The organism is Streptomyces sp. NPDC048419 (genome assembly GCF_043200415.1).
In the GTDB taxonomy this organism is placed as follows: Bacteria; Actinomycetota; Actinomycetes; order Streptomycetales; family Streptomycetaceae; genus Streptomyces.
This window is the reverse complement of the sequence record NZ_JBICXT010000031.1, coordinates 36462-55688: the sequence shown is the minus strand read 5'-3', so window position 1 is coordinate 55688 and position 19227 is coordinate 36462. Positions and strand designations below refer to the sequence as shown.

The following is a 19227-nucleotide window of genomic DNA, read 5'->3' as shown; positions in this document are numbered from 1 at the left end:
CGAGCCGCCGTCCCTGCATCTCGCGCTGCCCCAACTCGCTTGCGGCATCACCGGCTTGAGACTGCACCGGACGTGATGGCGAAATGACTGGCAGGTCCGGCCGCAGCTGGGCCCACGAGGCCGACGTGAGCGCGAGGTCAGGCGGCCGTCGCCTGCGAAGTGGCCGGCGCGCGCCGTGCAGGCTGTGAGGTCGGCGGGGTGCGGTTGGCGGTTGCTGGTCTGGCGGGTGTGGTGGCCGGATTGCGGCGATGGTCGTGTGCTGGGTGCAGGAGCCGCTCGTCCAGGCTCAGTTGGAGGGAACTCGGCGCTCGGGGTGATGCCCACGGATGGCGCCGCGCCGCCTTCATCGCCGGGACGGCCGTTGTCGAGATCCTCACCACCTGGCTGCCGCTGGGTGCCGGCTAGCGCCGGGGAGGCCAGCCGCGCCCAAGCAGTCGTGATGCCGCTGCTGGCCGCGTCGCACTCTGTCGGTGGTCGTCCGTCTCCGAGGACTCCCGGGCGCCTGGGGCGGAGCGGACCGTCCAGGCGTGATCCGACGGTGACGCAAGGAGCCCCTTCCTGGAGTGAAACCGTCTGCCAGGTTTCCTTGTGGTTTGGTCAAATGAACGCTTCTGCGCAAGGCCTGCAGCGGCCCCTCGGCGTTCTTTGCCTTGGAATGCCGGGATATTCCGCCCCGCCTCGCATCCGTCTCCGGCTACGCCGAGCGTAAACAGGGCGACCGGTACGGCATTGACATACCGCGCGTGCTGTTTTTTACTCAGGGCGGCAGAGAAGCGTTGCGGGCGACAGCCCACAAGCGGGGGAGACGGCGTGGGGATCGATGTTTTCCGCCCGCTCGTGATGCGGGCGAAAGGCGGGTCGGTCACGCCCGCCGCATCCGCGTTGAATCAGGTGCTCGCTTTGTCTGCGCAGTATGTGGACCAGAAGGTCACGGCGACGGTGGTGACTCACGGGCAGTGCGGGAGTTGGCCGCCGCGCAGTGCGTCCACCAGCCTGCAGCCGCGTGAACTGCGCGCCGTGGCCGTGCGGCGCATCCCTGGCGCCGGGGCTCGGGCGGGGTGGAGTCGTCCGGTGAAGAGTGTGCCGCTGACCGTGCTGCGCGGGCCTGTGCTCAAGGGCGGCGACGGCACCCATGGCGTGCGCGAATTCGAGCGCTGGTCCGGATCGGGGTATCAGGCCGTGGGCGACGAGGCCTGTCCGCGGGTAACCCGACCACTGCGGGAGGTACCTGCGCTGCAGGACGAATCGGCGCTGGCCGACGCGTGCGCAGGCGTCCCTCTGTGGTCCGGGGCCAGATTGCTGGAAGTCCAGCCGTGCGCGCTGGACCGGGGGGTGGGTCAGTACCGGGAGATGCTGGCGGACCCGGTCGTGCTGGTCGACCGGTGGCCCGCGCACGCGGGCCCGCACGGGCGGTTTGTGGCGGCGACGTATCGCTCAGGGCAGCGCGGCGGGCGGCGTTCCTTCGGCTTCTCTCCGCTCCGCCGTTCGTGCCGCATGGCGCCGGATGATGCCAAGTGGCACCACCCGGCGCCATATGACACCACTTCACGCCTCTGTCGCGGCCCTGGCGGTCACATCGACACGGCTACTGGAGGCGTCTTCCCCGTGATTCCGCAGGTGGAGAGGGTGACAGGTGCCTTTCATCGCCCGCGGCGCCATCGGTGGTGCCGCAGGACCGCGCGGCCGGGCCGGAGTTCCGCGCGCTGCGCCTGCGGCGCACAGCAGCCGCTGACCGCCGAACCGCTCAGGGCCCCGCTGCCCGCCGACGGCGACGAGAGCGGCACCGCCCGCGTCAACCTGCGCCTGCCGGCCCATCTCAAGGCGCGCGCCGAGGAGGCGGCGAGCCGTGAGGGCCTGTCGGTCAACGCCTGGCTGGTGCGCGCCGTGTCGGCCGCGGTCGACGGCAACACCCGGCCGCGTACGGCGGAGAAGACCCAGGCCGTCGGACAGAGCTTCACGGGCTGGGTGCGCTAGCCGCGCCCGCCCCCACCACTTCACCCACACCACGTCCCACCTGCGGGGACGCCCCAAGGACCCATGAGGACGGTACAGCCATGCCTGCTTTCGACACTCCCGAATCCATCTCGGTCACCGCCCGTGTGGAGGCCGGTTCCATCCAGTTCAGCGCGAGCGACCGCCACGACACCGTCGTCGAGGTACGCCCCCGCGATCCGAAGAAGGACCAGGACGTCCGCACCGCCGAGCAGACCGAAGTCACCTACGCGGGCGGGCTGTTGACCGTGCGCACCCCCAAGCAGCGCTACCTGCTGGGGCGTACCGGCACCGTCGACGTGACCGTCGAACTGCCCACCGGCTCCCGCATCGACATGACCGGCGCCTGGGCGCAGGTGCTCGGCGAGGGCCGGCTCGGCGAGGTCCGCGTGAAGACCTCCTCCGGCGACGTCCGTCTGGATGCCACCGGACCGCTGCAGCTGACCGCCTCGCACGGCTCGATCACCGTCGACCGCGTCGAGGGCATGGCCGAGATCACCACCAGCTCCGGCAGCATGCGCGTCGGCCTCGTCGACGGGCCGGCCGTCCTGAAGAACTCGCACGGCACCACGACCGTCGCCGCCGCGATCGGCGAGCTGCGGGTGAGCGGCGCCAACGGCGACATCGACATCGCGCGCGCCGAGGGCTCGGTCACCGCCACCACCGCCCACGGCACCCTGCGCGTCGCCGAAGTCGCCCGCGGCACCGTGCAGTTGGAGACCTCCTACGGCGCCATCGAGGTCGGCATCCGCGAGGGCACCGCCGCCTGGCTCGACGTCAGCGCGGGCTCCGGCCAGGTGCGCAACACGCTCACCGCGTCCCAGAGCCCGGAGAAGAGCGAGGAGACCGTCAACATCCGCGCCCGCACCCGGTACGGCAACATCGACGTCCGCCGCGCCAAGGCCTGACCTCCCGCCCCGGCCACCGGGCACTCTCCGCCTCACCCCCCACCCCACCTCTCCACCCCCTGCCCCTCCACGTTCTTCGTCTCGCTCGCCTTCATCGCCTCAGCCTTCGAAAGGGAGGGCACCATGCCTTCTTCTGTCATGCCCACATCCAGTCGGACGGACGGGCGCCCGCAGCCACCCGCCGCCGTCTCCGTCACCAACCTGCGCAAGTCCTACGGCGACAAGAGGGTCCTCGACGGGATCGACCTGCACATCCCGGCCGGCTCCGTGTTCGCGCTGCTCGGCCCGAACGGCGCCGGCAAGACCACCACCGTGCAGATCCTGTCCACCCTCATCTGCGCCGACGACGCCTCCGGACCCATCCACGTCGGCGGCCACGACCTCGCCGCCGACCCGCAGGCGGTGCGCGCCGCGATCGGCGTCACCGGGCAGTTCTCCGCCGTCGACGGCCTGATCACCGGTGAGGAGAACATGCTCCTCATGGCGGACCTGCACCACCTCTCCCGCCGGGAAGGGCGCCGCGTGGCCGCCGAGTTGCTGGAGCGCTTCGACCTCACCGAGGCCGCGAAGAAGCCCGCCTCCACCTACTCCGGCGGCATGAAGCGCCGCCTCGACATCGCCATGACCCTGGTCGGCAACCCGCGGATCATCTTCCTCGACGAGCCGACCACCGGCCTGGACCCCCGCTCCCGGCACACCATGTGGGGCATCATCCGCGAGCTGGTCACGGGCGGCGTCACCGTCTTCCTCACCACCCAGTACCTGGACGAGGCCGACGAACTCGCCGACCGCATCGCCGTCCTGCACGACGGCAGGATCGCCGCCGAGGGCAGCGCGGAGGAACTGAAGCGGATGATCCCGGGCGGCCACGTCCGCCTGCGCTTCACCGACCCGGCCGCCTACCGGTCCGCCGCCACCGCGCTGGCCGAGGCCGCCCGCGACGACGAGGCACTCGCCCTGCAACTGCCCAGCGACGGCAGCCAGCGCGAACTGCGCTCCATCCTCGACTGGCTGGAAGCGACCGGCATCGAAGCGGACGAACTGACCGTGCACACCCCCGACCTCGACGACGTGTTCTTCGCCCTGACCGACAGCGCCACCGCGCCCGGCCAGCCCCACCAGGCCAAGGAGGCCCTGCGATGAGCTCCCTCTCCCTCGCCGTACGCGACTCGTCCACGATGCTGCGCCGCAACCTGCTGCACGCCCGCCGCTACCCCTCCCTGACCCTGAACCTGCTGCTGACGCCCGTCATGCTGCTGCTGCTCTTCGTCTACATCTTCGGCAACGCCATGAGCGCGGGCCTGGCTGGCGGCGCCAGCCGCTCCGACTACGTCGCCTACCTGGTGCCGGGCCTGCTGCTGATGACCGTAGGCTCCACCACGATCGGCACCGCGGTCTCGGTCTCCAACGACATGACCGAGGGCATCATCGCCCGCTTCCGCACCATGGCGATCCACCGCGGCTCGGTGATCATCGGTCATGTCGTCGGCAGCGTGCTGCAGTGCGTCCTGAGCGTGGTCCTGGTCGGCGCGGTCGCCGTGGCGATCGGCTTCCGCTCCACCGACGCCACCGTCCTGGAATGGCTGGCGGCCTTCGGCCTGATCGCGCTGTTCGCGCTGGCCCTGACCTGGATCGCGGTCGGGATGGGCCTGGTCAGCCCGAGCGCGGAGGCCGCCAGCAACAACGCAATGCCGCTGATCTTCCTCCCGCTCATCTCCAGCACCTTCGTCCCGCTGCACTCCATGCCGGGCTGGTTCCAGCCGATCGCCGAGTACCAGCCGTTCACACCCGCCATCGAGACCCTGCGCGGCCTCCTCCTGGGCACCGCGATCGGCCACAACGGGTGGCTCGCCCTCGCCTGGTGCGCCGGCCTCGCCGTCCTCGGCTACTTCTGGTCGGCCGCGAAGTTCAACTGATCCGTGCAAGGAATCCAGTGGCCTCAGTCATCGAGAGGAGTTGCATCCCGTCGTGGCGACGTGGAGCGTCGCACTGTCGTTCTGGCGGTGCCGGACTGGGCTGGTCAGCCGGGGCGTTTCTGATGGTCGATGTATTCCCTGACGATCTGCAGTGGGGCGCCTGCGGCGGAGGCAGCGAAATAGGACGGTGATCAGAAGTGATCGCCCCACAGGTACTTGTGGATGTGGTCGGGGTACTCCTTGCGCAGCAGTCGGGCGGAGACCCCTTTAATGGAGCCGACCAGCTTGGACAGGGCGACCTCGGGCGGGTAGTGCACCGGTAGGCGGTCCTTCTCGCCGTTGAACTCGATCAGTTCGACCCCGAAGTCTCCGCAGACCTCGCGCGTGATCTCCACGCAGCGTGTGAGGATCTCGTCGCTGAACACTGCGCCCCGGTATCTGGGCACAAAGACCAAGTGGGCATGGAGGGAGTAGGTGACGCTGCGGCGTGCATTTGTTCCTATCGTGGTGACACAGGTGCAGTAGTAGCGTGTGATCCGTGAAGTTGGTGGTGCGGGTGAAGCTGCTGCCAACGCCTCTGCAGGCGGCGGCACTTGAGGCGACCTTGCATGCCTGCAACGAGGCCGCTACCTGGCTCTCGACCCACGCTTTCAATCACGATCAGGCCGCCCTGGCCGCCTGGTCACAGGAACGGGAGAAGTCGGCCCCGGACGCGTTGCCGGTTCCACGAATCCCCTTAGGTAAAACCTCCGGAGCCGGGGCGAAGTCTGCCACGACCCGGTCGTGGGACGGCAAGGCGCGCGGGGCGGGCAAGCCGCGGTCGGTGCGCTCCTCCCGGGCAGGCTTGCAGGCCCTGGCCTATGCGGAGTTGAAAGCGCGGGGCCTGTCCGCGCAGCCCGCTCTGCACACGTTGCGGAAGGTCGCCGACGCGTACACCACTCTCGCGGCGAACGCCCGGGCCGGGAATCTGGGTAAGCCCGGCTCGACACGCTACGAGAGCGCGCTGTCCAAGGCGGTGGTCTTCCGGTCGGGTGCGGCCCAGGCGTTCGACGACCGTTGCCTGTCCTGGCAGGCGCAGGATCGGACGGTGTCGATCTGGACCATCCGTGGACGTCTGAAATCCATCGCTTACACCGGGCAGGCCGAACAACTCCAGCTGCTGGACGCCTACCGGCAAGGCGAGAGTGACCTCATCCACACCGCCGGCCGGTGGTACCTCCTAGCGACCTGCGAGGTTCCCGAGGCCGTGCTCAACACCATGCCGGACGGCTTCCTCGGGGTGGATCTGGGGATCGTGAACATTGCCACCGCCTCCACCGGTGTCCGGCACAGTGGCCGCAGGGTGAACCGGGTGCGCGAGAACGCCCGGCGGGTGCGGTCAAAGTTGCAGAAGAAGGGCACGAAGTCCGCCAAGCGGCGGGCGAGGAAGTACGCGGGTCGGGATGGGCGAAGGGCCCGCGACATCAACCACAAGATCAGCAAGAGCATCGTGGCGGAGGCTCAACGCACCGGACGCGGGATCGCCCTGGAGGACCTGGGCGGCATTCGCGAGCGGGTACGGCTCAGGAAGCCCCAACGCGTCACCTTGCACTCCTGGTCTTTCCACCAGCTCGGCACGTTCGTCGCCTACAAGGCTCGACGGGCCGGCGTTGCGGTGGTGTATGTCGATCCGGCGTACACCAGTCAGGAATGCTCCCAGTGCCACCACATCGACAAACGCAACCGGCCTGCTCAGGCCGTGTTCACCTGCCGGTCCTGCGGCTTCGTTGCGCACGCGGACCTGAACTCGTCCCACAACATCGCCGCCCGCGGCTGGTGGACGTGGGTCTGCGGGGCCCAGTCAGCGGCCCCTGCCCCTCCTCTCGCGCTCATCGCACAGAGAAGCAAGGGGCTGGACGCAGCCGGATCTCGCCGAAGCCATCGACGACCCGAGCAGCAAGCCCGGGACTTCAGCCCCAGGTGGTTGACCACCGGCCCCAAGTAGGCGCCATGCCCCATGCGGGCCCCGTCCGCCTCCTCCTCCCACCGCAAGACGCCGAAACCCCGAGGGCCAATGCCGGGGTACGCCGCTTCGCTCGTCAGCTACCGTATGGTCCACGGCTGGCCGAGCCGCGTTCACTCAGGGACGACCAGGCCGCGCTCACTCAACTTCGGCAGACACATCTCCAGACAGGCGTCGACCGAGGCGGCATCAGTACGCACGAGCAGGTCCTCATGGAACGGAAGACCCTTTGCGACGAAGGTGCACGGCCGCACTCCGTGACGCATGCGTTCCGCATCGGCCTTGAACAGCACCGTGACGCCCTGATCGGCCAGCGCCTACATAACGCGCACGATGTCAGCCAACGTCGCACCCCACCTGTCCGAATCGGCAGGTCACGTTACACGCGCCTGCAAGCTCCGACGATTTATGGCCCCAGGACGAATCCGGGCCCGCGGCGGGAGCGGAAGACCATGGTGAACGCGCACCCGATGGACCGGCAGTCGGTCTGCGACGACTACGACCGCGCTCGAAACACATTCCACCATCTCCTCGACGGGGCCACTGAAGCTGATCTCGCCAGGCGCACCAACGGCACCAGCTGGACCAACAGGCAGCTGCTGTGGCACATGCTCTTCGGCTATATGATCGTCCTGCGGCTGCTCGTCCTGGTGCGCGTCTTCGGGCGCCTTCCCGAGAGTGCCGGCAGGCGATTCGCCCGGCTGTTGAATGCCGCGACGGCCCCGTTCGACCTCGTCAACTTCCTCGGCCCGGTCGGAGCCGCGAAGGTCTACGGACCGCAGCGGATGGGTGCCAAGTTCGACCGCGTCATCGACGCGCTGCGCCGCAAGCTCGCAGCCGAGCCCGAGTCCGCTCTCTCACGCGGCATGCACTACCCCGTGCGCTGGGACCCCTTCTTCCAGGACTTCATGACGCGCGCCGACATCTACCGCTACCCCACCCGGCACTTCGACTTCCACCACCGCCAGCTCACGCTGGACGAGGACGACTGACGCCCCCGGCAGCCAGGCGAATACGCGCGGAGCACGCCGGCGCTAGAACTCCGGTTTCGGTCACGTGCCCAGACACCCTCCAACTCGCCGCCCCCGCAACCGAAGTGAGACTGCGGACCAACTTGGACATCTACGGCGTCCACGAACTCCCGGTCACCTGGCCGGGGACGGCTCCGTAAGCCCGTACGGTCTGGTCCCTACACTCACCCGGATGACGACCAACCTCACGTGCACCCACTGCGGTACCCCCGGCCTGGCCGAGGGCTTCATCGAGGACGCCGGCGAGCATTCGCGCGGGTACGCGCGCTGGATCGAGGGCGCTCTGGAGCGGGGCATCTTCGGCGGTGCCAAACGGATGGGCCGGCCCCGCCGGCGGATAGCGGCCTACCGCTGCCCCAAGTGCGGGCACCTCGAACTTTTCGCCACAGACGAGGTGTGACCGCCCCTCTGTCATGACGGTGTGCCCGTCCGGCACCAGAGCGGACGGGCACGCGCACGTCACGCCCTGCCCGAGCTCCGGAGGCGCAGCACCGCCCGGCGAGGACTGAGACCCGCTCGAGGCTGGTTCGACTCCTGGTCCGGACGGCGGTGGTTGGCTCAGCCCCGGCTGCCGCCCCTGGGGCGTGGAGCGTCGTCACGGCCCCGGCGCTCACCCGCACCGTCGGCTGTGGGGGAGCATGCCGGTGTTGTCACGCGGCGTGTAAAACACATACGGCGGCTGCTCCTCGATCTCGTGCACCAGCGGGCCCAGCGGACGGCAGTCCTCGAGCAGCCGGTCGAGCGCACGTCGCGGACGCGCAGGCCGATGATTGCTGTTACGCCACCGCTGCCACTAGAATTGGTGTCATGAGTGCCATCACGCTGCGGATCCCCGACGCCATGGACAAGCAGCTGCGCGACGCCGCGGCCGGCGCCGGGTCGCTGAACGACTACATCCTGCGGGCCGTGCGACGTCAGATGACGCTGGACGCCGCCCGCAAGCTCGCCTCCGTCGAACCCCTCGACCTGTCGGGCGAGGGCGACGCCCTGTGACGATCAACAAGGGCGAGGTGTGGGACGTCGACACCGGCAAGGGGACTCGTACCGTTCTCGTGGTCAGCCTCGACGGTCTCGCCGAGGCCTACGGTGCGGTCGTCGTCCTGGTGCTGCACGCGCCGGCGCAGCACCCCGACACGGCGATGAGCGTTCACCTGACCACTCCGGTCGACGCGTCCGTCGTCGCCGTCAACCTGCTGCAGCTCTCCGTGTCCCGCTTCGAGACGGGCACCCACCACGGAAGTATCGGCCCCGAACAGCAAGAGCTCATCGACAACGCCCTCCGCGCGGTCCTCGACCTGTAATCCCCGCGACCAGTAGCCCATCGCTTGCTGGGGGCTGCCGGGCGGCCCCGTTGTGCTTCTGCGCCGAACAGAACATCACCGCCGACATCGAACTGCTGCCGTCGGACCTGAGCAGGCCATTGCCTCCTCTCAGGCGTGTGCGCAACCTTCAAGAATCGACGCCGATTTCGCGGGTGCCGGTCAGGGCTGGGTGTCTGAGAGTTGGGTTCCTATGACGGCGAGCAGCTCCAGTTTGTCGGCGCTGTCCGTGCCCAGCGCGGGCGTGAACCAGAGCAGGCGCTGGCGGCCGTCCTCGCTGAAGAGGTTGAGGCAGTTGACCTCCAGCGTGCCGAGCGTGGGGTGGTTGATGCGCTTGCGGTCGCCCCGGCGGACCGCGACCTCGTGCTGGTCCCACAGGGCGGCGAACTCGGGGGAGCGGGCGTTCAGATCGGTGATCAGGGTGCGGGCCTGGAGGTCCTTCGCGTCGCGGCGTGCCGCGGCGGCCCGCAGGTCGGCGACGAATGTGCGGGATTGCGTGTCGTGGTCGGCTTCGGGGTAGAGGCGGCGCGCGGCGCTGTCGGTGAACCAGCGGTGGACAAAGCTCGCGTTGTTGCCGCGGAATCCTGACTGGTCGCCGAGCAGGGCGATGGCGAGGGGGTTTTGCACGAGCGTGACGTGCAGGTCGGTGATGACCTGCGCCGGGGTCGACGTCAGCCGGGTGAGCAGGTCCATCATTCCGGGGTGCACGTGAGACTGGGGCCCGCCATGGGCGGGCAGCGGGCGATCGGCCAGGCGGTAGAGGTAGTCGCGCTCGTCCGACGTCAGCCGCAGCGCGCGTGCCAGCGCGGCGAGCATCTGCTCCGAAGGCTGCGATCCCGCGCCGCGCTCGATCTCGTTGTAGTAGTCGACCGAGGCACCGGCGAGTTGCGCCACCTCTTCACGGCGCAGCCCTGGTACACGGCGGCGCGGGCCTGCGACCCAGGCCGACGTCCTCGGGGCGGATGCGCTCGCGGCGCGAGCGCAGGAAGGCGCCGAGTTCGGTGTATTGCAGGGAGCCCATGCATCCCAGTCTGCGTGACGGCGGCCCGCCGAGGCGCCGCCGACAGTGGGGATGACATCCCCTGGTACGCATGCCGGGAACGCCTCACCGTGGAAAACGAGAGCCACACCGACCTCCTGCTCGCCGCGGGCAGTTCCCGGTGACTCCCTTTGCGACGTCCCGCTGAGAGAAGGAACGACGAGCCATGCCTTTCGCGAACTTCAAGGTCCCCGAGAAGACCCTCACGCCGAAGCAGAAGGAGGAGATCGTCACCCGCACCACCGAGCTGTACGTCGAGATCTACGGCGAACGTGCCCGCAACAACACCATGGTCCTGATCGAAGAGGTCGCCGACGGCGGCTGGGGCATCGCCGGCAACGTCCTGACCCTCGCCATGCTCGGTGACGCGACACCGGCTGAAGCCGACGACGCCTGATCGCAACGGCCGTCGTTCACGCCCTGGTGGCGAGCGGGCGCCAGGCGTTCCAGGTGTCCAGGCGCTGCCGGTAGGCGGCCTCGACGACGGGATAGGGGTAGTCGCCCAGGAAGAGCCGCAGGGGCGGCTCGTCGGTCTCGACCAGTTCGAGGATGACGGCGGCCGTGGCCTGCGGATCTTGCGGTGCGCGGGCGGCGGCGCCGGACCGGCGCGCCTGGCGGATCGGCTCGTACGCCGCGATGGGTTCGGCATGCACCGCGGAGGCGCCGGACCAGTCCGTGCCGTAGGGGCCCGGTTCAACGATCGTGACGTGAACTCCCAGCGGGCCCACTTCCTGGGCGAGTGCTTCGCTCATCCCTTCGAGCGCCCACTTGGAGGCGTTGTAGAGCCCGAGGGTGGGGAAGGCGGCGAGACCGCCGATGCTGGACACCTGCAGGATGTGCCCGCTGCGCCGGGCCCGCAGGAACGGCAGCGCGGCCTGCACCACCCACAGGGGACCGAGCAGATTGGTGTCGAGCTGGGCGCGGGCCTGCTCCTCGGTGGTCTCCTCGACCATGCCGATCAGGCCGTAGCCCGCGTTGTTGACGACTACGTCGAGGTGGCCGAAGGCGTCCACAGCATTCTGTACGGCGCCGGTGACGGCGGCCCGGTCGGTGACGTCGAGGCGGAGCGCACAGATCCTGTCGCCGTAGGCGTCGACGAGGGGCTGCAGGGCCTCGGGATGGCGAGCCGTGGCGGCGACGCGGTCGCCCCGGGCGAGCGCCGCCTCGGCCCAGATCCGGCCGAAGCCACGGGACGCGCCGGTGATGAACCAGGTCTTCTTCATGCCTCGACCCTGCGCCCGGTGCCGGTCTGCAGCCAGAACCCCGGGAGGGTTACCCTGCGGCCATGGCGACCGACAACGCCCTGGGAGAGTTCCTGAAGGCCCGCCGGGGACGGGTGCCGCCCTCGCACGTGGACCGCCCCGCCCCTGGTCGGCGCCGGGTTCCGGGACTGCGCCGGGAGGAACTGGCCCAACTGGCCGGGATCAGCGAGCCGTACCTGACCCGACTGGAACAGGGCGTCGACCGGCACCCGTCACCGCAGGTGCTGCGGGCGCTCGCGCGGGCGCTGCAGCTGGACACCGACGAGACGGCGTACATGCTGGCGCTCGCCGACCCGGATCCCGTCCCGCCTTCTGAGACCGAGGTCGCCCGGGACGTGCATCAGTTGCTCGACGCCTGGGTGGGCGCGCCGGCGTATGTGCGCAACCGGCGCTTCGACGTGCTGGCCGCCAACAAGCAGGCCCGTGCCCTCGCCCCGATGTATGAACCCGGGCACAACCTGGCACGGGACATGTTCCTGGCCCCCGAGGCCCGTCAACTCTTCCCCGACTGGCCCGAGATCGCCGCGCAGACCGCCGCGGCCCTGCGCGCCGAGGCCGACCCGCGCGATCCACAGACGGCGCTGCTCGTCGCCGAACTGACGGCGGACGTGGACTTCCGCCGCCTGTGGGCGCGGCACGACGCCCAGCCCTCCCGCGACGAACTCAAACGCTTCACGCATCCGATCGTCGGAGAGCTCTCCCTCCGGCGCCAGGCACTCACCGTGGGCGGCGCCGAGCAGCAAGTGATCATCATCTACCAGGCGGCCCCCGGAAGCCCCTCCGAGACCGCCCTCGCCCGGCTTGCCTGACGCGTACCCGGCGGTGGTGCCGGTGCCGATCACGGTCTGTGTCCCGGCTGCATCCAGCGCACACCAGACCGGCAGCGCTGCGTGAACTCGCTTATCAGCAGAGGAGTTTGGCGCGGCCGCCTGTAACCGGCATGGTTCGACGGCGCGTTGCCGGCCGTCGGGACGTGCTCCGCCCGGGAGTCGGCCGAAGAGTCCAACGGCCGGCCCTCGGTGCGTTGCAGGGTGATGAGAACCCCCGGCTCTGTCACCGGAGTTGGCCACGGCGCCTGCGCCTGCCGGGTTGCCGTGCACCAGACGCCGACCGTCTTCCCCATCGTGGCGTTCGCGGCGTCAGAGCCAGGCGGTCGCGAGCCATGCGGTCACGGCCGCGAGCAGGATCAGGGCGATGTTGAGGGCGATCTGGCGATCCCCGATGCGCAGGTGGACCGGGATTGCGCCGATCTGCAGGATCACGAAGCCGGTGGTCGCGGCGAGGGCCAGCCAGGGAGCGATGCCGGTCAGCGGCGGGAGGAGGAGCCCGATCGCGCCGAGCACTTCGATCAGCCCGATGGCTCTGACGGCCGCCACCGGCATGCTGTCCACCCAGGCCATCATCGGCCGGAGCCGGTCACGACTGCGGACCAGCTTCACCCCGCCACCGTAGAAGTAGAAGAGGGCAAGCAGACCGGCGATGAACCAATAGGCGACGTTCACGGATTTCCTTATTCCTGTCGGGAGTTGGCGGTGAGTACGCGGATGTCCGCTGGGGCGGCGCGCTCCGATTGGGGCAGGCGAGTCGTGTCGTCAAGTCGTCGTCGGTGGCGTGCCGGTGACGGGTTCGGTGGCGTACCGGCTCATCATCCGGATGTTCGCCTGAGGGGTCGGATCCTGGCCCGCGGCCACCATGTCCCGCAGGTCTCGGAAGTACTGCACATACAGGTCAGGTGTGAACGTGCTGAGCATGACGGCCGGTTGGTCGGTGACGTTGGCGAAGGTGTGCGCGGCGCCGGGCGGCACCATCACGAGCGTTCCCGGCGTCGCGTCGTAGTCCCGCTCCCCGACCGTGAACCGCACCGTGCCGGAGATGACGTAGAAGCCCTCGTCGTGCTGGGCGTGACGGTGCTGCGGCGGTCCGGGGGTGTGCGGGGCGAGCACGGACTCGGCCATCCCGAGACGGTGTCCGGTGTTGCTGCCGTCTTCGAGGACGCGCATGCGTGTGGTACCCAGGAGGAGGGTTTCCCCGTCATCCGGGCCGACCACCGATACGGCGGGAATGGAATGCGGCCGTGCACCGGCCTTGTCGTCGTCGGTCATGCTTCGATTCCACGACCCGGGCGCCGGGCTGTCCAAGACTCATTACGGGACACCGATACCGGATGGGTATCGTTGCTGCATGGAGCTACGAACGCTGCGTTATTTCGTGGCGGTCGCCGAGGAGCTGCACTTCGGCCGGGCGGCCGCTCGGCTGCACATGAGCCAGCCGCCGCTGAGTCGGGCGATCAAACAGCTGGAGAGGGATGTCGGCGCGGTGCTGTTGGACCGGTCGTCCGCCGGTGTCTCGCTCACCTCGGTGGGGGCGGTGCTGCTTGAGGAGGCGCGCGGTCTGCTCGACCAGGCCGACCGGATGCACGTACGTGTCGCCGCGGCGGCCGGAGCGGCATCCCTCACCGTGGGTCTCCTCGGCGACAGCGCCGATCCCGGCATCCGGCGGCTTGCGGACGATTACCGCCGACGGCACCCCCACGTCGAAGTCCGCGTCCGCGAGACCAGCCTGGCCGACCCCACCTGCGGACTGCACGCCGGGCTGGTCGACATCGCCCTCACCCGCGCGCCCTTCGACGAAACCGGCCTGACCATACGCGAGTTGCGTGCCGATCCGGTGGGAGCACTGCTGCGGGCCGACGACCCGCTGGCCGACCGTGACGCCCTGCACCTCGAAGACCTGGCCGACCGCCGCTGGTTCGTCTTCCCGGAAGGCACCGACCCCCTCTGGCAGTCGTACTGGAACGGCGGGGAGCGCCGCGAGGGGCCAGTCGTGCGCGCGGTCCAAGAGTGCCGGCAGGCCGTTCTGTGGAACGGCACGGTCGGTATCACGCTCGTGAACCACGAGCCGGGAGCAGGTCTCGCTGTCGTGCCGCTGGTCGACATGGAGCCAAGCCGTGCGGTGGTGGCCTGGACCGAAGGCGACACGAACCCGCTGGTCCGCTCGTTCGCGCAGGCCGCCACTACGGCACTGCGCGGCGCACCACTGCGTAGTGCCGTCGCAGCGCCACGTCAGAGGCCACCTGACATGGCGGGGCGGTGATGGCCGCCAACTGGCCGGGGGCTGCGGGCCGTTGGCCAAGGCGATGAAGCAGATCCCCAGGGTCGTGTTGTGACGATCTTGGACCCAGGTGTGTTGCTCAAGAAGGGCGTTCCGACCCGCACCGGGCACAGACGAGGTAGTCGAGCCGGACTCGGTCGCGTAGTTCGATGCCGTCGATGAGGGTCCCGGGTGCATAGCCGGTGCGGGTGGTGAAGGCATCCCGTTCGACCGACTGCATGCGGAATCCCAGGCGCTGGTAGAAGCGGAGGTTGCCGATGTCCGCCGCGGCGGTGGCGACCAGCACCCGTTGTCCCGACTCACGCGAGACCAGGTCGATCGCACAGTGCACGAGACGTCGGCCCACACCGGTGCGCTGAAGGTCCTCCCGTACGGCCATGTTCTTGATTTCGAAGGCGCCGGCCTGGTCGGTCGCCGTCAGTTGCAGATGGCCGACCACATCCGTTCCTTGCAAGGCGACGAGTACGCGCCCGCCCTCGATGTAGGAGGCGAGTTGCGTCGGTGAATCCTCGGCCAGTTCGAACAGCGGCCTGAGCTTGTCCCGTGGACCGTCATACAGCTCTACGTTCACCTCGTCCGGGCCCTGGGCCCACGGCCCTTGGGCCGCGTACGCCGTATGGCCGCGTGCACCGGCAGCCGACGCAACGGGACGAGCCACTGCTCCGCTGGGTGGAACTTGCCTCACCAGAACGGCACGGGCGTACAGCAGGTCGAATCCCCGGCGCTGCACGTTCTGTTGGGACCTGGAACCAGGTTGGGTGGTCACGACGGCGATGTCGCATCCGGCGGCGGCAGCATCAGCGAGTCGCGCCGAGACCAAAGCCGTCTGCACGCCGCGTCGACGGTGCGCAGGAGCGGTCGCGGCCCCTGTGAGCTGTGCGACGCCGTCCGCCGTGCGGAGGCTGCCGCCTCCGGCCACGGTGCCGTCGCACAGAGCGATGTAGTGCACCACGCCGGCCGCGGCGAAGTCCCGTTCCGCATTCGCCAGGACCTGGCGCGGGAAGTCCTCGTGCGAGGGAACGCCCTGTGCGTCGGGATGGGCGAAGCCGTCGGTCACCACGTCAAGCCACGCGTCGAACTCGTCGTCGCGACACAACCGGATTTCGATTCCGGAGGGAACCACTCGCTCGTACGCGCCCTCCAGGGCAAGTCCCAGCACGTCCTCGAACGAGTCCAGCCGGTACCCGCGGTCCGTGAGCAGGGTGGCGATCTCAGGATCGGCCAGCTCCGAGACCTCCGCGTGCACGGGGGCACCACGAACGGCGTAGGCCTGCTCGATGTCGTCGAGCAAGGCCGCGTCGGGCACGCCCTCGAATCCGAGTCCGGCGATCTTGTTGAAGGGCGAGCCGTCCTCGGCGAAGGTGGCGATCCCGCCGGCCACCCGCGTCACGAAACCGCCTTCGTCCGGCCTGCGCAGGCAGGCGGCGTGGGTCGCCGCGGCCATGAGCTGAGCTTCGACGCGTTCGATGCGTCGCGCCATGGCGACATCACAGAAGAGCGGCAACCGGTTCACGTCCGCCTGCATTCTGTTTCCACCTTCATGCTCCGAGGCTAGCTGTGTCTCCCCGGCCGGAGGGGCCGAAATCCTTACGGTTCCGGGGCGTAGGGTCCGCGCCCGTGGGGCGCTCCAACGCCGCTCCGGGAGCGGGGCGTTGGCCCGCAGGGTTCCGGAGCGGCGTCGGAGGTCATGCGGCGGTGCGGCCGGCGTCGGCGGCGATGGTGGCGCCGGTGAGGTAGGCGGACCGGTCCGTGGCGAGGAAGAGGATCACCTCCGCGATCTCGCGAGGCGTGGCGAGACGACCGAGGATCGTGGTCTTGGCGAACTGTCCGGCGCCCTCCTCGCCCACCGTGGCGAGCACCATGTCGGTGCGGGTGGGGCCGGGGGCGACGGTGTTCACTCGGACCCCGGCCGGGCTGAATTCGGCCGCCCAGGTGCGGGTCAGCGACTCCAGGGCCGCCTTGGTCGCGCTGTACACGGACAGTCCGGGCATGCCGATCCGGGCGGCCATGGTGCTGACGTTGACGATGCTGCCGGCGCCTTTGGCGACCATCGCGGGGGCCAGGGCCGCGGTCAGGAAGTACGGTGCGCGGATGTTGGCCGCGACCGCGGTGTCGAAGGTGTCGACGTCCTGGTCCACGGTCGGTGCGCCGGGGAAGATCGCCGCGTTGTTGACCAGCACGTCCACGTCGCCTGCCGTCTCGGCGAGGCGGCGCAGAGAGGTCAGGTCCGTGAGGTCGGCTGCCACGAAACGGGCCCGGCCCCCGGCGTCCGTGATCGAGCGCACGGTCGCCGCTCCGCGCTCCGCGTCGCGGCCGGACACGACGACCTCGGCGCCCTGAGCGGCCAGCAGGCGGGCCGTTTCGCTGCCGATGCCGCCGGTCGCACCGGTGACGAGGGCGAGCTTGTTGTTGAGTTCCATTGCTTAGGTCCTTCGAGAGGTTCCGCCCGCGGAATGGATTGCGTGACCCACAATGCTGATGCAAAAATGGGTTGTCCAATCCAAAAACTGTTAGGCTCTACGACCATGGGGACCCGGACAGAGGCAGCGCGGCAGGAGCGGAAGCTCACCCGCAAAGGCCAGGAGACGCGACGCCGGATCGTCGCCGCGGCCGCACAGCTCATGTACGAGCGGGGCGTGACGGAGGCGACCCTCGAGGACGTGCGGGCCGCGGCCGGAGTCAGCGGCTCGCAGGTCTACCACTACTTCGCGGACAAGCAGGCGCTGCTGCTGGCGGTGATCGAGTACCAGACGGAGTCGGTGCTCGACATGCAGCAGCCGCTCTTCGCCGACCTGGACACGATGGAGGGCCTACGGCGCTGGCGGGACGCCCTGGTCGAGTACCAGCTGCGGCTGCAGTGCCGAGGCGGCTGTCCGATCGGCTCCCTCGGCAGCGAGGTTGCCGAGACGAATCCGGAGGCCCGGCTCGCCGCCGCCACCGGCTTCCTGCGCTGGGAGGCGGCCATCCGCTCCGGCCTGCAGGCCATGCATGACCGCGGCGAACTCGACAGCGACCCGGAAGAGCTCGCCCTTGCCACCCTCGCCGCACTCCAGGGGGGTCTTCTGATTACTCAGCTGCAGCGCCAGGTAAGGCCGTTGGAGGTGGCCTTGGACGCGATGCTCGCTCACATCGAATCGCACACGACACGCGCTTGACGCAGTGGACTGTGCCGCATCGCCTGAAGGACTGCCCCGAGGCGAGCACGTCCTGGCGCAAAGAAGAGGCGGTCAGGACTGCGCCCACGCGCTGTGAGGGCAGTTCCTCTGCCGTGGACGACGACCGGGTGGACACAAGGGCGCAAAGGACGACTGCCATGACACGGACCCAGCAGATCCTGTTCATCCAGGGCGGCGGCGCGAGCGTGCACGACGAATGGGACGACAAGCTGGTCAGCAGCCTGAGTCGAGAACTCAGGGGCGAGTACGAGGTCCGCTACCCGCGCATGCCCGACGAGGACGACCCGAGTTACGCCCGGTGGAGCCCGGTGATCCGGCGCGAGATGGCGGACCTGGAGGATGGCGCGGTCGTGGTCGGCCATTCCGTGGGCGGGACGATCCTCATCCATGTGCTCGGCGAGCAGCCGCCGCAGCGGAGGCTTGCGGCGATCGTGCTGATCGCCGCCCCGTTCGTCGGCGCGGGAGGCTGGCCAGGCGACGAATTCGAGCTCCCCGGCGACCTCGGCGCAAGGCTTCCGCATGGCGCGCGGGTGTATGTGTTCCATGGGCTCGAGGACGAAACCGCCCCATCGGCGCATGCCGAGCTCTTTGGCCGGGTGATTCCGCAGGCGCAGGTGCACCGGCTGCCCGGGCGCGATCACCAGTTGAACAACGACCTGAGCGAAGTGGCCATGGCGATCAGCCCTGTGTGAAGTGCCGTGCGCGGTCCACGTCGGGGCCTCGCCGTCGATCAGGGCCTCAAAGCAGGGGTGTTGAGCGGCCGTTTGTGATTCGGGGCCGTCGCGCGCCGACCCGAGCCTTCAGGGGCTCCGCCGGGTCCCCGTGGACGGGCGCCGGCCGTACCACAGGTCGGGGATGCGGATGCCCTGTCCGGGGTGGTCGTTGAAGAAGGTCAGGGTGCGCTGCTGGGCCATGGGCGGTTCTGCCGCCCATGGCGAGCTGGGTCGCCTCGTTTGGCGGCAGCCCGCGTCAGCGCCCTCCGCCTGGCGCCGCTCCCGCTGAAACAGACCTGCCCGACGCGATGGCCGGGTCGCGCGGTTCGTAGCCGGATCGGCGAGCCACGTCAGCGTTGCGAGTCGGCTTGCGCGTGGGCGCGTTCGATGTCGGGGACGTGGCGCTCGGCCCATTCCCGGACGGCACGTAGGGGTATCAGCAGTGACCGGCCGAGGTCGGTGAGGGCGTACTCGACGTGCGGGGGATTCGCGGGAAACTCCGTGCGAGAGATCAGGCCGTCGTACTCCATCGCGCGAAGCGTCTCGGTGAGCGCCTTGGGTGTGATCCCCCGGATGTGCGCCTTGAGCTCAGTGAATCGCATCGGCCTGGCGTCGAGTGCGTTCACGACGAACACCGTCCAGCGCGCCCCAATGCGATGCAGGACGGTGCGACTGGGGCAGGTCGCGGCCATGACGTTGTAGGCCTTGCCCATGCACGACTCCCGGTAGCGTTGTGGATACCGGTATAGAATATATAC

Annotated in this window: 20 protein-coding genes and 3 pseudogenes; 14 read left to right on the top strand and 9 right to left on the bottom strand. The window is 69.3% G+C overall.

Translation table 11 applies throughout. From position 1 onward, the window contains the following. Nucleotides 1-1734: 1734 nt before the first annotated feature. The 4 genes and pseudogenes from ACGFYN_RS40190 to ACGFYN_RS40175 form a co-directional block, all read left to right on the top strand. A pseudogene (locus ACGFYN_RS40190) lies at nt 1735-1974 on the top strand (toxin-antitoxin system HicB family antitoxin); the annotation flags it as partial. 80 nt (nt 1975-2054) lie between these two features. Next, the gene (locus ACGFYN_RS40185) at nt 2055-2900 is read left to right on the top strand and encodes a DUF4097 domain-containing protein (RefSeq protein ID WP_393870950.1); all 846 of its coding nucleotides are present in this window, start codon (nt 2055-2057) and stop codon (nt 2898-2900) included. 138 nt (nt 2901-3038) lie between these two features. Continuing rightward, nucleotides 3039-4043, top strand: a complete 1005-nt coding sequence (locus ACGFYN_RS40180) for an ATP-binding cassette domain-containing protein (RefSeq protein ID WP_393870949.1) — start codon at nt 3039-3041, stop codon at nt 4041-4043. Further along, complete coding sequence (locus ACGFYN_RS40175; protein WP_393870948.1) at nt 4040-4816, top strand: ABC transporter permease; 777 nt, start codon at nt 4040-4042, stop codon at nt 4814-4816. The genes ACGFYN_RS40180 and ACGFYN_RS40175 overlap by 4 nt, the downstream gene beginning before the upstream one ends. 104 nt (nt 4817-4920) lie before the next feature. On the opposite strand, the pseudogene tnpA reads toward ACGFYN_RS40175, so the two are convergent. After that, nucleotides 4921-5319 (bottom strand): annotated as a pseudogene (tnpA, locus tag ACGFYN_RS40170) (IS200/IS605 family transposase). Between the two features lie 35 nt (nt 5320-5354). Here tnpA and ACGFYN_RS40165 point away from each other — a divergent pair. Beyond that, nucleotides 5355-6800 (top strand): RNA-guided endonuclease InsQ/TnpB family protein, encoded by a 1446-nt coding sequence (locus ACGFYN_RS40165; RefSeq protein WP_393870947.1) that lies wholly within the window; start codon nt 5355-5357, stop codon nt 6798-6800. Between the two features lie 131 nt (nt 6801-6931). Here ACGFYN_RS40165 and ACGFYN_RS40160 read toward each other — a convergent pair whose 3' ends face one another. Then, nucleotides 6932-7111, bottom strand: a complete 180-nt coding sequence (locus ACGFYN_RS40160; protein ID WP_393870946.1) for a hypothetical protein — start codon at nt 7109-7111, stop codon at nt 6932-6934. 159 nt (nt 7112-7270) lie between these two features. Between ACGFYN_RS40160 and ACGFYN_RS40155 the strand changes: the two genes are divergently transcribed. The 4 genes from ACGFYN_RS40155 to ACGFYN_RS40140 all read left to right on the top strand — a co-directional run bounded on the left by ACGFYN_RS40155 (nt 7271) and on the right by ACGFYN_RS40140 (nt 9150). Then, nucleotides 7271-7810, top strand: a complete 540-nt coding sequence (locus ACGFYN_RS40155) for a DinB family protein (RefSeq protein ID WP_393870945.1) — start codon at nt 7271-7273, stop codon at nt 7808-7810. A gap of 211 nt (nt 7811-8021) precedes the next feature. Beyond that, nucleotides 8022-8249, top strand: a complete 228-nt coding sequence (locus ACGFYN_RS40150; RefSeq protein ID WP_393870944.1) for a hypothetical protein — start codon at nt 8022-8024, stop codon at nt 8247-8249. 407 nt (nt 8250-8656) lie between these two features. Continuing rightward, the gene (locus tag ACGFYN_RS40145) at nt 8657-8842 is read left to right on the top strand and encodes a hypothetical protein (protein WP_393870943.1); all 186 of its coding nucleotides are present in this window, start codon (nt 8657-8659) and stop codon (nt 8840-8842) included. Continuing rightward, complete coding sequence (locus ACGFYN_RS40140) at nt 8839-9150, top strand: type II toxin-antitoxin system PemK/MazF family toxin (RefSeq protein ID WP_393870942.1); 312 nt, start codon at nt 8839-8841, stop codon at nt 9148-9150. The genes ACGFYN_RS40145 and ACGFYN_RS40140 overlap by 4 nt, the downstream gene beginning before the upstream one ends. A 180-nt stretch (nt 9151-9330) precedes the next feature. Here ACGFYN_RS40140 and ACGFYN_RS40135 read toward each other — a convergent pair. Further along, a pseudogene (locus ACGFYN_RS40135) lies at nt 9331-10180 on the bottom strand (helix-turn-helix transcriptional regulator). A gap of 193 nt (nt 10181-10373) precedes the next feature. Between ACGFYN_RS40135 and ACGFYN_RS40130 the strand changes: the two are divergent. Continuing rightward, on the top strand, nt 10374-10604 hold the full coding sequence (locus ACGFYN_RS40130; protein ID WP_393870941.1) for a tautomerase family protein: 231 nt from the start codon (nt 10374-10376) through the stop codon (nt 10602-10604). A 16-nt stretch (nt 10605-10620) separates the two neighbouring features. On the opposite strand, the gene ACGFYN_RS40125 is transcribed toward ACGFYN_RS40130, so the two are convergent. Then, on the bottom strand, nt 10621-11430 hold the full coding sequence (locus ACGFYN_RS40125; protein WP_393870940.1) for an SDR family oxidoreductase: 810 nt from the start codon (nt 11428-11430) through the stop codon (nt 10621-10623). 62 nt (nt 11431-11492) lie between these two features. Here ACGFYN_RS40125 and ACGFYN_RS40120 point away from each other — a divergent pair, with 62 nt between their 5' ends. Continuing rightward, nucleotides 11493-12278 (top strand): helix-turn-helix domain-containing protein, encoded by a 786-nt coding sequence (locus tag ACGFYN_RS40120; RefSeq protein ID WP_393870939.1) that lies wholly within the window; start codon nt 11493-11495, stop codon nt 12276-12278. Nucleotides 12279-12608: 330 nt separating this feature from the next. Here the strand turns inward: ACGFYN_RS40120 and ACGFYN_RS40115 are convergent, their stop codons facing one another. Both ACGFYN_RS40115 and ACGFYN_RS40110 read right to left on the bottom strand, forming a co-directional pair. Then, nucleotides 12609-12971, bottom strand: a complete 363-nt coding sequence (locus ACGFYN_RS40115; RefSeq protein ID WP_393870938.1) for a DoxX family protein — start codon at nt 12969-12971, stop codon at nt 12609-12611. 90 nt (nt 12972-13061) lie between these two features. Beyond that, nucleotides 13062-13571 carry a cupin domain-containing protein gene (locus ACGFYN_RS40110; RefSeq protein ID WP_393870937.1) on the bottom strand — a complete coding sequence of 170 codons (510 nt, stop codon included), beginning with the start codon at nt 13569-13571 and terminating at the stop codon, nt 13062-13064. Nucleotides 13572-13650: 79 nt separating this feature from the next. Here ACGFYN_RS40110 and ACGFYN_RS40105 point away from each other — a divergent pair, with 79 nt between their 5' ends. Next, nucleotides 13651-14562: a LysR family transcriptional regulator gene (locus tag ACGFYN_RS40105; RefSeq protein WP_393870936.1), complete on the top strand. Its 912-nt coding sequence runs from the start codon at nt 13651-13653 to the stop codon at nt 14560-14562. 97 nt (nt 14563-14659) lie between these two features. On the opposite strand, the gene ACGFYN_RS40100 is transcribed toward ACGFYN_RS40105, so the two are convergent. Together ACGFYN_RS40100 and ACGFYN_RS40095 are read right to left on the bottom strand one after the other, a co-directional pair. After that, nucleotides 14660-16060 (bottom strand): GNAT family N-acetyltransferase, encoded by a 1401-nt coding sequence (locus ACGFYN_RS40100; RefSeq protein WP_393870935.1) that lies wholly within the window; start codon nt 16058-16060, stop codon nt 14660-14662. Between the two features lie 205 nt (nt 16061-16265). Next, nucleotides 16266-17000, bottom strand: coding sequence for an SDR family NAD(P)-dependent oxidoreductase (locus ACGFYN_RS40095; protein ID WP_393870934.1), 735 nt, complete (start codon nt 16998-17000; stop codon nt 16266-16268). 105 nt (nt 17001-17105) lie between these two features. On the opposite strand from ACGFYN_RS40095, the gene ACGFYN_RS40090 reads away from it, so the two are divergent. Together ACGFYN_RS40090 and ACGFYN_RS40085 are read left to right on the top strand one after the other, a co-directional pair. Further along, nucleotides 17106-17735 carry a TetR/AcrR family transcriptional regulator gene (locus ACGFYN_RS40090; protein ID WP_393870933.1) on the top strand — a complete coding sequence of 210 codons (630 nt, stop codon included), beginning with the start codon at nt 17106-17108 and terminating at the stop codon, nt 17733-17735. Nucleotides 17736-17893: 158 nt separating this feature from the next. Continuing rightward, nucleotides 17894-18448 (top strand): alpha/beta fold hydrolase, encoded by a 555-nt coding sequence (locus ACGFYN_RS40085; RefSeq protein WP_393870932.1) that lies wholly within the window; start codon nt 17894-17896, stop codon nt 18446-18448. Between the two features lie 371 nt (nt 18449-18819). On the opposite strand, the gene ACGFYN_RS40080 is transcribed toward ACGFYN_RS40085, so the two are convergent. Continuing rightward, nucleotides 18820-19182, bottom strand: a complete 363-nt coding sequence (locus tag ACGFYN_RS40080; RefSeq protein ID WP_393870931.1) for a winged helix-turn-helix transcriptional regulator — start codon at nt 19180-19182, stop codon at nt 18820-18822. Nucleotides 19183-19227: the final 45 nt, after the last annotated feature.

Bases quoted from the DNA above. Each gene is read 5' to 3' on its own strand.
- ACGFYN_RS40105 (WP_393870936.1), top strand. From the start codon at position 13,651: ATGGAGCTACGAACGCTGCGTTATTTCGTGGCGGTCGCCGAGGAGCTG.
- ACGFYN_RS40175 (WP_393870948.1), top strand. From the start codon at position 4,040: ATGAGCTCCCTCTCCCTCGCCGTACGCGACTCGTCCACGATGCTGCGC.
- ACGFYN_RS40080 (WP_393870931.1), bottom strand. From the start codon at position 19,182: ATGGGCAAGGCCTACAACGTCATGGCCGCGACCTGCCCCAGTCGCACC.
- ACGFYN_RS40130 (WP_393870941.1), top strand. From the start codon at position 10,374: ATGCCTTTCGCGAACTTCAAGGTCCCCGAGAAGACCCTCACGCCGAAG.
- ACGFYN_RS40125 (WP_393870940.1), bottom strand. From the start codon at position 11,430: ATGAAGAAGACCTGGTTCATCACCGGCGCGTCCCGTGGCTTCGGCCGG.
- ACGFYN_RS40085 (WP_393870932.1), top strand. From the start codon at position 17,894: ATGACACGGACCCAGCAGATCCTGTTCATCCAGGGCGGCGGCGCGAGC.
- ACGFYN_RS40120 (WP_393870939.1), top strand. From the start codon at position 11,493: ATGGCGACCGACAACGCCCTGGGAGAGTTCCTGAAGGCCCGCCGGGGA.
- ACGFYN_RS40185 (WP_393870950.1), top strand. From the start codon at position 2,055: ATGCCTGCTTTCGACACTCCCGAATCCATCTCGGTCACCGCCCGTGTG.
- ACGFYN_RS40155 (WP_393870945.1), top strand. From the start codon at position 7,271: ATGGTGAACGCGCACCCGATGGACCGGCAGTCGGTCTGCGACGACTAC.
- ACGFYN_RS40090 (WP_393870933.1), top strand. From the start codon at position 17,106: ATGGGGACCCGGACAGAGGCAGCGCGGCAGGAGCGGAAGCTCACCCGC.
- ACGFYN_RS40150 (WP_393870944.1), top strand. From the start codon at position 8,022: ATGACGACCAACCTCACGTGCACCCACTGCGGTACCCCCGGCCTGGCC.
- ACGFYN_RS40180 (WP_393870949.1), top strand. From the start codon at position 3,039: ATGCCCACATCCAGTCGGACGGACGGGCGCCCGCAGCCACCCGCCGCC.
- ACGFYN_RS40110 (WP_393870937.1), bottom strand. From the start codon at position 13,571: ATGACCGACGACGACAAGGCCGGTGCACGGCCGCATTCCATTCCCGCC.
- ACGFYN_RS40100 (WP_393870935.1), bottom strand. From the start codon at position 16,060: ATGGCGCGACGCATCGAACGCGTCGAAGCTCAGCTCATGGCCGCGGCG.
- ACGFYN_RS40145 (WP_393870943.1), top strand. From the start codon at position 8,657: ATGAGTGCCATCACGCTGCGGATCCCCGACGCCATGGACAAGCAGCTG.
- ACGFYN_RS40095 (WP_393870934.1), bottom strand. From the start codon at position 17,000: ATGGAACTCAACAACAAGCTCGCCCTCGTCACCGGTGCGACCGGCGGC.